General features: G+C 63.8%; 12 protein-coding genes and 2 pseudogenes. 5 read left to right on the top strand and 9 right to left on the bottom strand.

Going from position 1 to position 13515, the window contains the following annotated elements; translation table 11 throughout:
- Positions 1–11: 11 nt before the first annotated feature.
- The gene (locus JN280_RS13995; RefSeq protein ID WP_202312949.1) at positions 12–995 is read left to right on the top strand and encodes an isopenicillin N synthase family dioxygenase; all 984 of its coding nucleotides are present in this window, start codon (positions 12–14) and stop codon (positions 993–995) included.
- Positions 996–1160: 165 nt separating this feature from the next.
- Here the strand turns inward: JN280_RS13995 and JN280_RS13990 are convergent, their stop codons facing one another.
- Complete coding sequence (locus JN280_RS13990; protein ID WP_202312947.1) at positions 1161–2192, bottom strand: KpsF/GutQ family sugar-phosphate isomerase; 1032 nt, start codon at positions 2190–2192, stop codon at positions 1161–1163.
- Positions 2193–2366: 174 nt separating this feature from the next.
- Between JN280_RS13990 and JN280_RS13985 the strand changes: the two genes are divergently transcribed.
- Positions 2367–4106, top strand: a complete 1740-nt coding sequence (locus JN280_RS13985) for an outer membrane beta-barrel protein (protein WP_202312946.1) — start codon at positions 2367–2369, stop codon at positions 4104–4106.
- A 207-nt stretch (positions 4107–4313) separates the two neighbouring features.
- Here the strand turns inward: JN280_RS13985 and JN280_RS39430 are convergent.
- From JN280_RS39430 to JN280_RS13970, 6 genes and pseudogenes are all read right to left on the bottom strand, one after another.
- Positions 4314–4459: pseudogene (locus JN280_RS39430) on the bottom strand (NAD(P)-dependent alcohol dehydrogenase); the annotation flags it as partial.
- 31 nt (positions 4460–4490) lie between these two features.
- Positions 4491–5354 carry a universal stress protein gene (locus JN280_RS13980; protein WP_202312945.1) on the bottom strand — a complete coding sequence of 288 codons (864 nt, stop codon included), beginning with the start codon at positions 5352–5354 and terminating at the stop codon, positions 4491–4493.
- A gap of 158 nt (positions 5355–5512) precedes the next feature.
- Positions 5513–6526: an HAD-IC family P-type ATPase gene (locus JN280_RS39425; RefSeq protein ID WP_244743529.1), complete on the bottom strand. Its 1014-nt coding sequence runs from the start codon at positions 6524–6526 to the stop codon at positions 5513–5515.
- 2 nt (positions 6527–6528) lie between these two features.
- Positions 6529–7950: an HAD-IC family P-type ATPase gene (locus JN280_RS39420; RefSeq protein ID WP_244743527.1), complete on the bottom strand. Its 1422-nt coding sequence runs from the start codon at positions 7948–7950 to the stop codon at positions 6529–6531.
- A gap of 9 nt (positions 7951–7959) precedes the next feature.
- Positions 7960–8139, bottom strand: a pseudogene (locus JN280_RS39415) (cation-transporting P-type ATPase); the annotation flags it as partial.
- Positions 8136–8360 (bottom strand): helix-turn-helix domain-containing protein, encoded by a 225-nt coding sequence (locus JN280_RS13970; protein ID WP_202312944.1) that lies wholly within the window; start codon positions 8358–8360, stop codon positions 8136–8138. The pseudogene JN280_RS39415 and the gene JN280_RS13970, both read right to left, overlap by 4 nt.
- A 168-nt stretch (positions 8361–8528) precedes the next feature.
- On the opposite strand from JN280_RS13970, the gene JN280_RS13965 reads away from it, so the two are divergent.
- A complete protein-coding gene (locus tag JN280_RS13965; protein WP_202312943.1) occupies positions 8529–8723 on the top strand; it encodes a hypothetical protein in 195 nt (64 codons plus the stop codon).
- 101 nt (positions 8724–8824) lie between these two features.
- On the opposite strand, the gene JN280_RS13960 is transcribed toward JN280_RS13965, so the two are convergent.
- Entirely contained in the window at positions 8825–10183 is a 1359-nt protein-coding gene (locus tag JN280_RS13960) for an IS1182 family transposase (RefSeq protein WP_202307593.1), read from the bottom strand.
- On the opposite strand from JN280_RS13960, the gene JN280_RS13955 reads away from it, so the two are divergent.
- On the top strand, positions 10183–10944 hold the full coding sequence (locus JN280_RS13955; protein ID WP_202312942.1) for a universal stress protein: 762 nt from the start codon (positions 10183–10185) through the stop codon (positions 10942–10944). The two genes, JN280_RS13960 and JN280_RS13955, sit on opposite strands and share 1 nt — an antisense overlap.
- Positions 10945–11027: 83 nt before the next feature.
- Here JN280_RS13955 and galU read toward each other — a convergent pair whose 3' ends face one another.
- Positions 11028–11912, bottom strand: coding sequence for a UTP--glucose-1-phosphate uridylyltransferase GalU (gene galU, locus JN280_RS13950; RefSeq protein ID WP_202312941.1), 885 nt, complete (start codon positions 11910–11912; stop codon positions 11028–11030).
- Between the two features lie 366 nt (positions 11913–12278).
- Between galU and JN280_RS13945 the strand changes: the two genes are divergently transcribed.
- Entirely contained in the window at positions 12279–13502 is a 1224-nt protein-coding gene (locus JN280_RS13945) for a lytic murein transglycosylase (RefSeq protein WP_202312939.1), read from the top strand.
- The last annotated feature ends 13 nt before the right edge of the window (positions 13503–13515 follow it).

Here is a 13515-nt window from a genome sequence, read left to right as displayed (position 1 = left end):
GGAGGATCAAGATGCAGGCTTCGACATTCCCCGTGTTCGATCTCGGGCGGTTCGAAAAGGCCGGTCCCGGGGAGAAAAAGGCGCTCGGGGCCGAAGTAGACAGGATCTGTCGCACGACCGGCTTCCTGGCCATCACCAATCACGGCGTTCCGCAGCCCGTGATCGATGCCGCATGGTCGAAGGCGCGCGCCTTCTTCGATCTTCCGGCGGAAGAAAAGGAACGCGCCAAGGCCCCGTACAAGGGTTATCCCTACGGCTATCTCGGGCCGGAGCTGGAAGCCCTCGCAAGGTCCCGCAATATCGATTCCCCGCCGGACCTCAAGGAGAGCTTCAACGGCGGCCCGCTCAGGGTGCCCGAGGGCATGAACGATCCCGAGGCGCTCGCCTTCTGCTATGCCGAGACCATCTGGCCGGAGGCGCCGGACGGCTTCGTCGCGGCCTGGAGGGACTACTACGCCGCGCTCGAGGATCTCGCCATGCGCGTCATGCGGCTGTTCGCGACCGCGCTCGAGCTTCCGGAGACCTATTTCGACCGCTTCATCGACGCGCCGATCAGCGCACTGCGCGCCCTCAACTATCCGGAACAGCACGTGCCGCCGAAACCCGGCCAGATCCGTGCCGGCGCCCATACCGACTATGGCAGCCTTACCATCCTGTTGCCGCAGGCTGGCTCGCGCGGACTGGAGATCATCACGCCGGACGGAGAGTGGACGCCGGTGCCGCCGATCCCGGGCGCCTTCGTCATCAACATCGGCGATCTGATGGCGCGCTGGACCAACGACAGATGGGTCTCCACCGTGCACCGCGTGGTAAATCCTCCGGCGGATGAAGGCGGCATGGATCGTCGCCAGTCCATGGCCTTCTTCCACCAGCCCAACTGGGATGCCGAGATCGTCGTGCTGGATGCCTGCCTGGGCGCCGGCGAGACACCCAGATACGAGCCGGTCCGGTCAGGGCCCTATCTCATGGGCAAGTTCAAGGCCACGACCAGGTAGCACCGTCCTTCATGAACTTTGTCGGTCGTGCTGCCTCTCATCCGCTGGACAGCAGCCGGATGAGAGGCAGCAACAACAGTTCCATTGGAATAGCGGCATCAGCATCGGCCAGCGGATTAGGCATCCATCTCCGATGCGTGGCGCGACGGCGCCCAGCGGCCCCTCTCAGGCGACCCCGATCCGCAAGAGGTCGTGCAGGTGCACGATGCCGACCGGCTTGTCCTTCTCGACCACCATCAAGGTCGTGATGGCGGAGGAGTTGATGATCTGCAGCGCGGTGGCTGCGAGCGTGTCCGGGTTGACCGTCTTGGGCGCTCGCGTCATCACCTCATCCACCGTCATCGCCAGCAGATCCTTGCCGATGCTGCGGCGCAGGTCGCCGTCGGTGATGATCCCCGAAAGGCGTCCGTCAGCCGCGATGATCGCCACGCATCCGAAGCCCTTGCTTGAAATCTCGACGATCGCATCCCTCATGTCCGAGCCGGAGGTCACCAGCGGCAGCTTCTCGCCGATATGCATGACGTCGCGGATCTGGGTGAGGTTGGCGCCGAGCTGACCGCCCGGATGGAAAGTACGGAAATGCTCCGGCGTGAAGCCGCGTGCTTCCAGCAGCGAGATCGCGAGCGCGTCGCCGACGACCAGTTGCATCAGTGCCGAGGTGGTCGGCGCCAGGCCGTGCGGGCAGGCTTCGGCGGCTCGTGGCAGGCATATCGCAACGCTCGCCTCGCGCGCCAGCGTCGACGTCTCTCCGGCTGTCACGGCGATCAGCGGTATGGAGAAGCGGCGCGCATAGGCCACGATGCTCTTGAGCTCGGTGGTCTCGCCCGACCAGGACAGGGCAAGGACGACGTCGCCGCGCGAGATCATGCCGAGATCGCCGTGGTTCGCCTCGGCCGAGTGCACGAAGAAGGCCGGCGTGCCTGTGGAGGCGAGCGTGGCAGCGATCTTCGCCCCGATATGCCCGCTCTTGCCGACGCCGGTGACGATCACGCGCCCCGGGATGGCGGACAGGAGTTCGACCGCCTGGCCGAAAGGCTCGGCGAGCCCGTTATCCAGCGCCGCGGCCAGGGCGGAGAGGCCTGCCTGCTCGACCGTCACGGTCCTCAGCGCGGAAGCGATCGCCGCTTCCCTGTTCGCCGTCTTCCTCAAGCCACCGGCCTCCCGGTCTGCCGCCTTCTTCAAGCTGCCTGTGTGCATGGCTGAAGCGCTTAGCGCGTTCGGTCGAAGCTGTCCATTGATCATTGCCCGCGGCCAGGGCGGGTTGCACGTCCAGCCTCTGGCGGGGGCGTTCCTCAACCCTCCGTTAACCATCGCAATTTACGGTTCAGTAAGCATGGCGCTTCTGCGCCCGTTCAGGCAGCCAAGGTGAAAATGTCAGGGGTACGGCCCGCAGCAAACCGCGTACTGCTCCACGCCCTGTTCCTGGCCGCGGGAACCGCGGCGTCGATCGGTGCTGCCTGGGCACAGGAGACCTCGCCCCTGCGCGGCGCAGTCACTGAAGACAATATCAACAACGAGTTGCTCGGCCGGCAGCAGTTGGCGCAACGGCCTTCGCCGCTTGATCCGCAGCCAGCCGAAGCGGGCATTCCGACGCCACGATATCAGCCGGTCAGCCCCGGTGCCGTTCCTGACGAGCAACAGCGGCAACCGGCACGGGCGCAGCGTTCCTTGTTCCGGGAGGAGAACCCGGACGACACTTTCGACGAGGATGCGACGCAGGAACAGGCAAGGCCGCCCACGACGGCACGGCAACGAGCCGAAGCAGCCCGCCAGCGCGCCGCACCCGCCCGCAACGTGGCGGCCACTGCGGAGGAGCCGGCAGAAGCCAGGCAGCCGACGGAACGCGCCGAACCGGTCGACGAGACGCCGACCGGCACCGTCCGCACCGGCCGTATCGACGACGATCTCGATCTGCGCGTCGATCCCAGGGCAGAACGCGCCGCGGCGATCGAGACGCTCGCACAGCAGGCCGACGACGATCCCTATGCGCCGCTCGGCCTGCGGCTCGGCTCCTTCATCGTCACCCCGACCGTCGAAAGCGGCATCACCTGGACCTCCAACGCCAATTACGAGCCGCAGCCACAGTCGGCCGTTCTGTCGGAGACGACACTTCGTCTCAACGCGGTTTCGGACTGGTCGAGCAACCTAGCGACGTTCAATGCCTTCGGCACCTTCCGCAAATCGATCTCCGGCGCCGAACTCGACGAGAAGCCGGCCGGCATCGACGGCACGCTGCAGCTCGATCTCGGCAACGAATACCAGGCGCTCGCTACCCTCGGCTACGTGATCGCACCTGAATCGGCATCCTCTCCGGTCACCATCGAAGGCACCGCGGAACGCCCGATCCGCCAGACGCTTGCGGGCAGCCTCGGCGTGGAGAAGGACATCGGCAAGTTCCGTTTCGGCCTCACCGGCGCCGCCGAACGCGACTGGTATGGCGACGCCCAGCTATCGACCGGCGAGGTGCTTTCCCAGCAGGATCGCAACTCGACCCTCGGCACGCTGGCGCTGCGCGGCGGCTACGAGATCTCGCCCGCCGCCACGCCCTTCGTCGAGGCCCAGGTCGGGCGGCGCATCTACGAGCAACGGATAGATGACGCCGGCTACGAACGTTCGGGCAACCTCTTGGGCTTGCGTGCCGGCGTCGAGATCGACCTCGGCGAGAAACTCTCGGGCGAGGTCTCCGCCGGCTGGATCGAGGAGACATTCGACGACCCGCGGCTGGCGCCGATTTCGGCGCCGAGCGTCTCGGCCGAATTCGCCTGGTCGCCTCTTCGCGGCACTACGGTGGGGCTGATCGCCGAAACCACGGTCGAAGGTGCCACGACACCAGGCGAGAGCGGCTCGGTGCTTTATGCCGGCCGGCTGAACCTCGAGCGCCAGATGCGCTCCAACCTCACCGGCAACCTGGCGTTCGGCCTCGGCTATCGCGACTACACAGGGATCGACGGGGACGACGTGATATTCAGCGCTGAAACAGGCCTCACCTACTGGTTCAACCGCTATGCCGGCCTGACCGGCCGGCTTCGGCACGAGCAGCAGACTAGCAGCCTTCCGGACCGCGACTACCAGGTCAACAGCGTCTTCGTCGGCCTCCGCATGCAGCGTTGAGGCTTGCCCCGCCTGAACCGTGTCTCCCGAAAGGGGGTACCGGTTTCGGGATAAAGACATGCGTCAAATCAAAGACCTAAAGCGTGTTGCGTGAATCCGTTTACGTCCATACGAATGGTCTGCTTAGGCCTTTGTCTTGTCGCAGATTCTTGTCAGAGAACCGTGGGACACTTTTCCGGAATCCTAGCTACAGCGCGTCGCGTGAAAACGGATTCTATGGACGTCGGTGCGGCAGATCGTGATTGTTGTGATGCGCACGAGCGCATCAAGCGGGCCAACACCGGGGATCGGTTCTCATCGAGCACAATCCGACCCGGCTCGACGAGCACGGTGGCTTTCATCTTTGCGATCATAGTCTCGTTCCGTGTCGATCGAGGTACGCCCTCAGTGGTGGAGAAAAAGAACCGTCGGACAGGCGTTCAGCACATCACGCGTTGTTGATCCAAGAATTTCTCGAATCCCGCGACGTCCGTAGGCGCCCATCACGATCATTTCCGCGCCGATGCTTTTGGTAAGGCCCAGGATTGTCTCCGAGGGCCTCCCTGCTTCCCGGTCCCCTAGGCCGATCGCGCGCGTCTGCGAGCCCCCATGTCGGGCAAGGAGCTCGCATGCACGTCCGGCGGTTTCCGTAGCGGCAGCCGCCTCATCCGCGACTGTCACAACGTGCACAGCTCGATCTTGGGCAAGCCCGAGCAGCGCGAACATGTGCAAGGCCCGAGAGGCTGCAGGACTACCGTCGAATGCGACCAGAATTGATCGTTGGCTGCCCGCCACCCCACGTTCGCTAGGCTCGGAGGGGACCAGCAGGATCGGACGGGGCTCCTCGCGAACTATCCTCTCAACGCACACTGGAAGATCGTAAAGTTCTCCCTCCACATCGAAGATACTCTTTCGACCGATAGCTATGAGGTCGTGCACCGTCGCCTCTCGAGCTACGAGTTGTAGAGGATCGCCTTCAGCCGCTCGGATGTGGTGCGAGGAGATACCCGCCTCGGCGACTTGCGCCGTGAACTCCTGAAGGACCCTATCCACCCGCTCGCGCGCGGTTCCGAGCCGTGACAAATCAAGAGCAGCCTTGATTGCAATCCCGCCGATCGGGACGGGCTCCGGGCGCTGAATCCACCCCGAATTGACGATCCCAAGCCCCTGAACGTGGGCGCCATGCTGACTGGCGAGTTGAAGGGCCACTTCCGATGCCCTGGCGCTCGATTCGGAACCGTCGAGCGCAATGAGGATGCTTCGCAGCATTTTCTGGACCTCCTACAATCGTCCCTGCACTTTCGGCCAGATTGATTGGCGTGGCTAAAGGACCGGGAATTCCGCGCTCTAGAAAGAGATCGCGTGTTCGCAGAAGGATGAGCATTCCCGCAACTTTCGCTTTGATCTCTATCAATGGAAGCGACTTGTCATCCCTTCAACCCCAGCCTGATCTGCTTTTCGATCTCGATGATCGCGAAGAAGGCAGCACCTACGCCGACAATCAGGAGACCGTCTGCCAGAGGCACGGGTTTAGTGCCGAGGATCGCCTGCAGGGATGGCAGATAGGTGACCGCGAACTGCGCAGCTGTGATGACGATGACCACGGTCCAGACCACGCGCGTACCTTTCACCGCGTCCCAGGTCAGCGATGTGCCGTGTATGTTGCGGATGAAGAAGAGGTCAAAGATTTCCAGCACCACCAGCATGTTCAACGCCATGGTCTGCGCGAGTTCGAGCGGGTATCCCCTGTCGACCGCGTAGGTGAAGACCCCAAATACCGCCGTGAAGAACAGCAGCGCGACAAGTAGCATGTGCCAGACGAGTTCCCCCGACAGGATCGGCGTGTGCCGGGGCAGCGGCGGGCGCCCCATGGTGCCAACCTCGGTCGGCTCGAAGGCCAGCGCGATGCCCAACGTGATGCCGGTAATCAGGTTGACCCAGAGGATTTGCACTGCCGTCACCGGTAGCGCGAGGCCCGCCAGCAAGGCCAGAACCACCACTATCGACTCGCCGGCATTGGTGGGCAGTGTCCAACTGATGACCTTCTTCAAATTGTCGTAGACCGTGCGCCCCTCGCGCACGGCCGCAGCGATTGTGGCGAAGTTGTCGTCGGCCAGCACCAGATCGGAGGCTTCCTTGGCGGCTTCCGAGCCCTTGAGCCCCATGGCAATGCCCGCATCGGCCCGCTTCAGCGCGGGCGCGTCGTTAATCCCGTCGCCGGTCATGGCGACCGACAGGCCGTTCGCCTGCAGCGCGGTCACGAGGCGCAATTTGTGTTCCGGGCTGGTGCGGGCAAAGACATCGACCGAGGCAGCCTCCAGCGCCAGTTGCGCATCGTCCAGCTTGTCGAGATCGCGGCCCGTCAACACGCGGGTTGGGGTTTCCAGCCCGATCTGCGCGGCGATCGCGGCTGCGGTGCCAGCATGGTCGCCGGTGATCATCTTCACCCGGATTCCGGCGCCGCGGCATTCGGCGACAGCGGCAATGCTTCGGGGCGCGGCGGATCGATCAGGCCAACGAGGCCCAGAAAGGTCAGCCCGTTCTCAAGCGCGGCGGCGTCGAGCCGCTCACCCGTATCGTCCCGTTCGGCCAGCGCCAGCACCCGCAGGCCCCGCCGTGCCAGCGTGTCGGCCCGGTCGTGCCAATGCGCGTAATCCACCCCGCCGCACATACGCAGCACCCGTTCCGGCGCGCCCTTAACATAACTCGCGCGGCCCCAAACGCCGTCTGTAAGCACTGCCATGAAGCGGTGGCGACTGTCGAAGGGAATAGCATCCAGCCGCCGCGCCGTCTGGTCGCCCCCAACCTTGCCCGCAAACGCCAGGAGCGCTCCTTCCATCGGATCACCTTCAACCGTCCATTGCCCGGCTCGGTCATGCAGCGCCGCATCATTGCACAGCGCGGCCGCCCGCGCGAGGCGCGACAATTCCCCCGCAGGCGTGATCTTCCCCAAGGGTGCGTAGCCCTCGCCCGTCACCGTGAAGCTGCCCTCGGGCGTCTCAGCTGCTACGACCACCATCTCATTGCGCGTCAGCGTCCCGGTCTTGTCGGTGCAGATGACCGAAACAGAGCCGATCGCCTCAATCGCCGGTAGACGACGGACAATAGCATGGCGTTTGGCCATGGCTTGCACGCCGATGGCCAGCGTAATTGTCAACACCGCCGGCAGCCCCTCGGGAATCGCCGCGACGGCGATGCCCACCACGGCCATGAACATCTCGGAAAACTCGTGATGCCCGACGAAATAGCCGTAGACGAGCAGAAGAGCGGCAGCGAGCAGGATCAAAAACGAAAGCCAGCGCGCGAAATGGTCCATCTGCGCGACAAGCGGCGTGGTCAACTGCTCCACCTCGGCCAGAAGCCCGCCGATGCGGCCGATTTCGGTGGCGGCGCCTGTCGCCACCACCAGCCCGCGTGCGGTGCCTTGCGTGACCAGCGTGCCCGACCAGAGCATCGAGCGCCGGTCGCCAAGGGCCGCGCCGGCGGTGACGGGATCCACGTCCTTCTCCACGGGCACAGACTCACCCGTGAGGATCGCCTCCTGCGCGGCAAGCCCCCGCGCCTCGATCACGCGAAGGTCGGCAGGCACCTTGTCACCCGCCTCGACCAGCACGATGTCGCCCGGCACGATCTCTGCCCCGTCCACCGTCAGCCGCTGCCCGTCGCGCAGAACTGCGGCGCGCGATGCCAGTATCTGGCGGATCGCCGCCATCGCTGCCTCGGCCTTGCCCTCCTGGATGAAGCCGATAACCGCGTTGGCCAAAACGACGGTCAGGATCACTCCGGTATCGACCCAGTGCTGTAGGGTCGCTGTTACCACTGTCGCTCCCAAGAGCACATAGATCAGCACGTTGTGGAATTGCATGAGGAACCGCAAGAGAGGTCCGCGCCCTCGCACCTCGGGCAAGCGGTTTGGCCCGTGCTCGGCCAGCCGCCGCGCCGCCTCGACCCTGGTCAGTCCCCCTGGCCCGGCACCCAGCGCCAAGAGGCAGGCATCGCCGGAACGGGCGTGGGGATCTGTAAGCGGCGAAGCAGTGGACCCGCCGACGATCACGATCTCGGCCCCGCGTCATTGGGTATCGTATCATCCTGCTTGCGCGGCGCCGTCTCGTGAATTTTCAGGAAGCGTTCCAGATCGGTATCGGCGATTCTCCAGCCCTTGCCGATGTCGATGGCGCGGAGCTCTCCGCTCCTGATCCACTGTCGCACGGTCGCCTCGGCCACTTCGAGCCGCTCGGCGAGTTCCTGCACGGTCTGATACCGGTCGTGTGGCACGCTGTTCCGTTCCTCATCGTCACGTTTAGTTCAGTATACTCCGGTTTGATTGCGCCTGGTTGATCTAGGTCAAGCTTGGTCCGACAGGTATTTGCGATAATGCGATGAGTTTCGGGGTCCGTCTTTTCCTTCGTTCCCCGTAAGCCACAGTCGAACGGAGAAGCCGTGATGCGCCACACCCGCGTCGCCTATATGCCGCTGGCCACCTATCCCGAAGCGATCACAGACGAGGCGATCCGGGCGGCCGCCGCCTTCGCGGCGTCGCTTGAATGCACACTTCATGTCACAACATTCGCTGTCGACATTCCGCAAGTCTCCTCGGCGCTAGCAGCCTGTCGGGCTGGGGCAATTGAGATTGAGTGAACAGGGATGGGTCGGCGAAAATTTCATGATCTGGGTCTTTTGATGATGCACTTCGGCCCTTCGACGATGGATCGAGCGGCGCCGGAATGGGCGCCACGCCCTCATGCCCGGCAGAGGGCGAACATCCGCTTCATGTTCCAGGCCATGGTGACCAGGTTCCACTCTCCTTTGACGTTTTCGAGGCCGCGCAGGTGAAACTGTCGGAAGCCCATGACCGATTTGATGATGCCGAACACGGGCTCGGGTGTCTGCTTGCGCAGCGCATAGACCTTGCGGCCTTCCGGCGTCGCCAGCCGATGCTGCATCGCCTCCACCGGTGTCGGGTTCTGCGGCGCCGGCGGCGCGGCGGCGAAGCGTTCCTTCCAGGATCGATTGTGGTGCTCACGGCCCGGTGCGATCATCGGCGTGATCCCGGCCTCGACGCAGGCCGCGACATTGGCCTGGCTGAAATAGCCGCTGTCGGCCAGCAGCGTCTCGGCGCTGCCCAGCGTTGCGGCAACGGCGGCCAGCTTGTCCAGCATCGGCGCGATCTGCTGCTTGTCGTTGGCCGCCTGCACCACGTCGTTGCAAACCACCAGCATGCTGCCGGCCGCCACCGCGGCCTGGGCGTTGTAGGCCTGATCGAAGCCGCCGCCGGCCACCGGCATGATGCGCGAATCCGCGTCCGTCAGATTGACCTGATCCTTGGGTCCCGGGTCGGCGGTCGGCGGCAGTGGCGGCTTGCCGCCGGGCTTGCGACCGCGCTTCTTCGCCTTCTCTTCGCGCGCCTTCAGCTTGGCTTCATGCTCGGCCTGCTCGCGCCCAAAGCGCTCCCTGGCACGCGCCTCGATCGTCGCCTTGGCCTCGGCGATCCGCCGCAGCCGCTTCTCGCGAAGGGCCAGTTCCTCGGGAACCGACATGCCGTCCGGCACATCCGCCTTGTCGGCCGCCTCGGCCAGCGCCATCAGTTCCTTCACCTCGGTCTTCAACTGCGCCTCGATCCTGCTCGCATGCTCCCAGGACAGCGCGCTGTGCCGGCTGGCATTGGCGTGCACCTTGGTGCCGTCCAGCGCCACCGTTCCAAGCTTCAGCATTCCGGCTTCCCGGGCCAGCACCAGGACCTCGGTGAACAGCCGCTCGATGTCACCAAGGAAGCGACGGCGGAAGGCGGCAATGGTGTCGTGGTCGGGATGGTCGTTGGCGGCGATGAAGCGAAACGCCACCGAATCGTAAGTCGCCCGCTCCAGCTTGCGGCTCGAGAAAACCCCGGTGGCGTAGCCGTAGACCAGCAGGCCAAGCAAGACGCTCGGATGATAGGAGGCCGAGCCCGCGCCGCGATAGGCCTTGACCATCCGCGACAGGTCCAACTGATCGATCACCTCCACCACGAAGCGCGCCAGATGCCGCTCCGGCAGCCATTCGTCCACCGAGGGCGGAAGCAAAAACCCCGTCTCACGGTCGACCTGGCGGAAATTGCTCATTGGCGGCGCTCAATCCAGGAGAATCAATCCATGAAACTGAATCGCATCTTGGATGCCGCCTCAAGTCCGACAGGCTGCTAGGCAACTTACTTCTTGACGTCCCCGGCCTCGTCCGCGCCACCGAGGAAAAGAGCAAGGCCGAATGCCATCGGCTCAAGGATCTCGTTCACGGGGCGTCGGGCCCACGCCTCAACGTGGACTGCACAATCCGAACGGTCGTGTTGGGTGCCGCGCTGGATGCGGCCTCTGCCGAGGCACGGTACTACGATCTCGCAGTACTTCCTTGGTCCGGCGAGACCGTCGCGGCACAGGACATGACGCAGGCTGTTGTCTTCGGGTCAGGTCGCCCGGCCATCCTAGTGCCACCCTCGGCCCGGCCCGCTCCGCTCGACCACATCGCAATCGCTTGGGATGGGAGCCGGGTCGCCGCGCGCGCACTGGGCGATGCCCTGCCGCTTCTGGCCGAAGGCGGTGTGATTTCCGTGCTGACGGTTCGAGACGAAAAACCTCTGAGTGGGTCAGATCTTGCAGGTGCTCTCGCGTCGTCGCTAGCAAAGCGGGGGTTCGACGCCAAGCCTCTAGAAACCAATCTCGGTAAAAGGACTATCGCGGAGGCGTTGCAGCACACAGCGATGTCGAATGGAGCACAGCTTCTCGTGATGGGAGGCTTTGGCCATTCCCGCATCCGCGACTTTGTTCTTGGTGGGGCGACGAAAGGGATTTTAACCCAACTGCGGCTTCCAGTTCTGCTGTCGCATTGATTGGAGTTTGAGCGCGCGGGCAAATATCACAAGCACCTAGAACCTATCCGCGACCATTCATTGGCTTGCCAAGGAATGTCCGCTTAGCGCGACTTGGTTTCCTCGACCAATTGCTCGATCGCGTCTGCGAGCCTCGGGCGCATGTCGGACCGCCAGAGCGCGAAAGCGACGTTGGCTTCGACGAAACCTTCCGGGGATCCGCAATCGAAGGTCCGGCCCTTGAAGTGGTAGCCGTAGAAGGCTTGGCTGTCCGCGAGCTTCAGCATCGCGTCGGTGAGTTGGATCTCGTTTCCGGCGCCTCGCTCCTGCTTCTCCAATATGCCGAAGATCTCGGGTTGCAGGATATAGCGTCCGTTGATGTAGAAATTGGACGGAGCGGTTCCCTGTTTCGGCTTTTCGACCATCCCGGTGATCTCGAAGCCGGTATGGGCATCCCGCCCCTTGCCGACGATACCGTATTTGTGGGCTTCGGCCGGGTCGCATTCCTGCACGGCGATGATGTTGTTGGCAGTGCGCGCGTAGAGCTCGACCATGTCCTTCAGGCAGCCCCTGTCGGATTGCATGATCATGTCGGGCAGGAGCAGGGCGAAGGGTTCGTCGCCCACGAGATCGCGCGCGCACCAGACGGCATGCCCGAGGCCGAGCGGCACCTGCTGGCGCGTGTAGCTGGTCTGGCCCGGCGTCGGCTGCAGTTGCTGCAGCTTGGCGAGCTGGTCATCCTTGCCGCGCTGCGCCAGCGTGTTGTAGAGCTCGAACTGGACATCGAAATGATCCTCGATGACCGTCTTGTTGCGGCCGGTCACGAAGATGAAGTGCTCGATGCCGGCCTCCTTGGCCTCGTCGACCACATATTGGATCACCGGCCGGTCGACGACGGTCAGCATTTCCTTGGGAACGGCCTTGGTGGCGGGGAGGAAGCGCGTGCCGAGACCGGCGACGGGAAAGACGGCCTTGCGAACTCTTTTCATGCGTTGGAACATCCGGTTACGGTCGACTGAAATACTGGCTTTCCCACGACATCTTCGCGCCTGAATTGAAGTTTATCGACGTGATGCCTGTGGGAAGGGATTGGAGGGTTCCGTCTCATTGCGTCAGTGCCAATTCGCCTCGAACAGCTGGAGATCGCCACCGGAGTGTCGAACGTGGCCGCCATGCTGTCATGTTCGAAATCGTCCCCCCGGGCCGCTTCACGGACCGTGCGCCGCCGAATGCGGAATTGGGCGCAATGAAGCAGCTTCCTGATGAGTTTATTAGGCGCAAAAGATGCTATGGTAAACTCATTCCTAACCGGTTCGGCGTTGAATGATCCCTTCATGAAGACTCAGGAGGATTTGATGCCTGTTCGCAAAGCCGCCAGCCGCCTCACCTCGGCCTTCGCCGCCGCCGGTCTGGCTGCAGCCTTGCTGCTTGCTCCGTCAACCGCGTCGGCCGATGCCGGTTTCCAGAACTGGGTGCGCAGCTTCCGCTCGTCCGCGATGCAAAGCGGCATTTCCGGCACCACGTTCGATCGCGCTTTCCGCAATGTGAAGGATATCGACCCCGAGGTGCTCGAGAAGGCCCGCTACCAGCCCGAATTCACGGCGCCGGTGTGGGACTATTTCGACAACAGGGTGCAGGAGCATTCGATTGCCGTCGGCCGCCAGATGGCCAGGCAGTGGAAGCCGTGGCTCGACCGCATCGAGGCGAAATACGGTGTCGACCGCTACATTCTTCTCGCCATCTGGTCGATGGAATCGAACTATGGCGAGATCCTCAAGAACGACAAGGTCATGCGCAACGTCGTGCGTTCGCTCGCCACGCTCGCTTATGCCGACAAGAGACGCGCCAAATTCGCGCGCACCCAGCTCGTCGCCGCGCTGAAGATCCTGCAGAGCGGCGACATCGACGAAAGCCATCTCACCGGCTCCTGGGCCGGTGCCATGGGCCATACCCAGTTCATTCCGACCAGCTACCAGGCCTATGCCGTCGACGTCGACGGAAACGGCAAGCGCGACATCTGGAATTCGGTGCCTGACGCCCTGGCGACCGCGGCCAATCTCCTGCGCAAGAATGGCTGGCAGGCGGGCAAGACCTGGGGTTACGAGGTCAACCTTCCCGCCGGCAAGCTGCCGGGCGGCTCCTTGTCGTTGTCCAAATGGCAAAGCCTCGGCGTCACCCGCGCCAGCGGAAAGCCGTTCAAGCGCGGCAGTGACAGCGCCACGCTGAAGGTTCCGGACGGCCGGCGGGGTCCAGCCTTCCTGGCGACCAAGAACTTCTTCGTGCTGAAGAGGTACAACAATGCCGACAAATATGCCCTGGCCGTCGGCCTGCTGGCCGACGAGATTGCCGGCTATGGCGGCCTCGTGCAGGACTGGAGCCGGCCGTTCACCAAGCTGAGCTTCGCGGAGAAGCAGGAACTGCAGAAGAGGCTCTCGACCCACGGCTATTATGACGGCAAGCTCGATGGCAAGATCGGTGAAGGGTCGAGGAACGCGATCAAGGCGTTCCAGGCACAGGCCGGCTTGACGCAGGACGGTCATCCCAGCATGGAAGTCCTGTCGAAGCTGCGCGGCCAGTAGGATCAACGGCGGT

The organism is Mesorhizobium sp. L-8-10 (assembly GCF_016756635.1).
GTDB lineage: Bacteria > Pseudomonadota > Alphaproteobacteria > Rhizobiales > Rhizobiaceae.
The sequence above is the reverse complement of the archived record's forward strand: the minus strand, read 5'-3'. Positions and strand labels throughout refer to the sequence as shown.

Coding starts and splice junctions, on each gene's coding strand:
- JN280_RS13995 (WP_202312949.1), top strand. CDS start 12: ATGCAGGCTTCGACATTCCCCGTGTTCGATCTCGGGCGGTTCGAAAAG.
- JN280_RS13990 (WP_202312947.1), bottom strand. CDS start 2,192: ATGCACACAGGCAGCTTGAAGAAGGCGGCAGACCGGGAGGCCGGTGGC.
- JN280_RS13985 (WP_202312946.1), top strand. CDS start 2,367: ATGTCAGGGGTACGGCCCGCAGCAAACCGCGTACTGCTCCACGCCCTG.
- JN280_RS13980 (WP_202312945.1), bottom strand. CDS start 5,354: ATGCTGCGAAGCATCCTCATTGCGCTCGACGGTTCCGAATCGAGCGCC.
- JN280_RS39425 (WP_244743529.1), bottom strand. CDS start 6,526: ATGATCACCGGCGACCATGCTGGCACCGCAGCCGCGATCGCCGCGCAG.
- JN280_RS39420 (WP_244743527.1), bottom strand. CDS start 7,950: ATGCAATTCCACAACGTGCTGATCTATGTGCTCTTGGGAGCGACAGTG.
- JN280_RS13965 (WP_202312943.1), top strand. CDS start 8,529: ATGCGCCACACCCGCGTCGCCTATATGCCGCTGGCCACCTATCCCGAA.
- JN280_RS13960 (WP_202307593.1), bottom strand. CDS start 10,183: ATGAGCAATTTCCGCCAGGTCGACCGTGAGACGGGGTTTTTGCTTCCG.
- galU (WP_202312941.1), bottom strand. CDS start 11,912: ATGAAAAGAGTTCGCAAGGCCGTCTTTCCCGTCGCCGGTCTCGGCACG.
- JN280_RS13945 (WP_202312939.1), top strand. CDS start 12,279: ATGCCTGTTCGCAAAGCCGCCAGCCGCCTCACCTCGGCCTTCGCCGCC.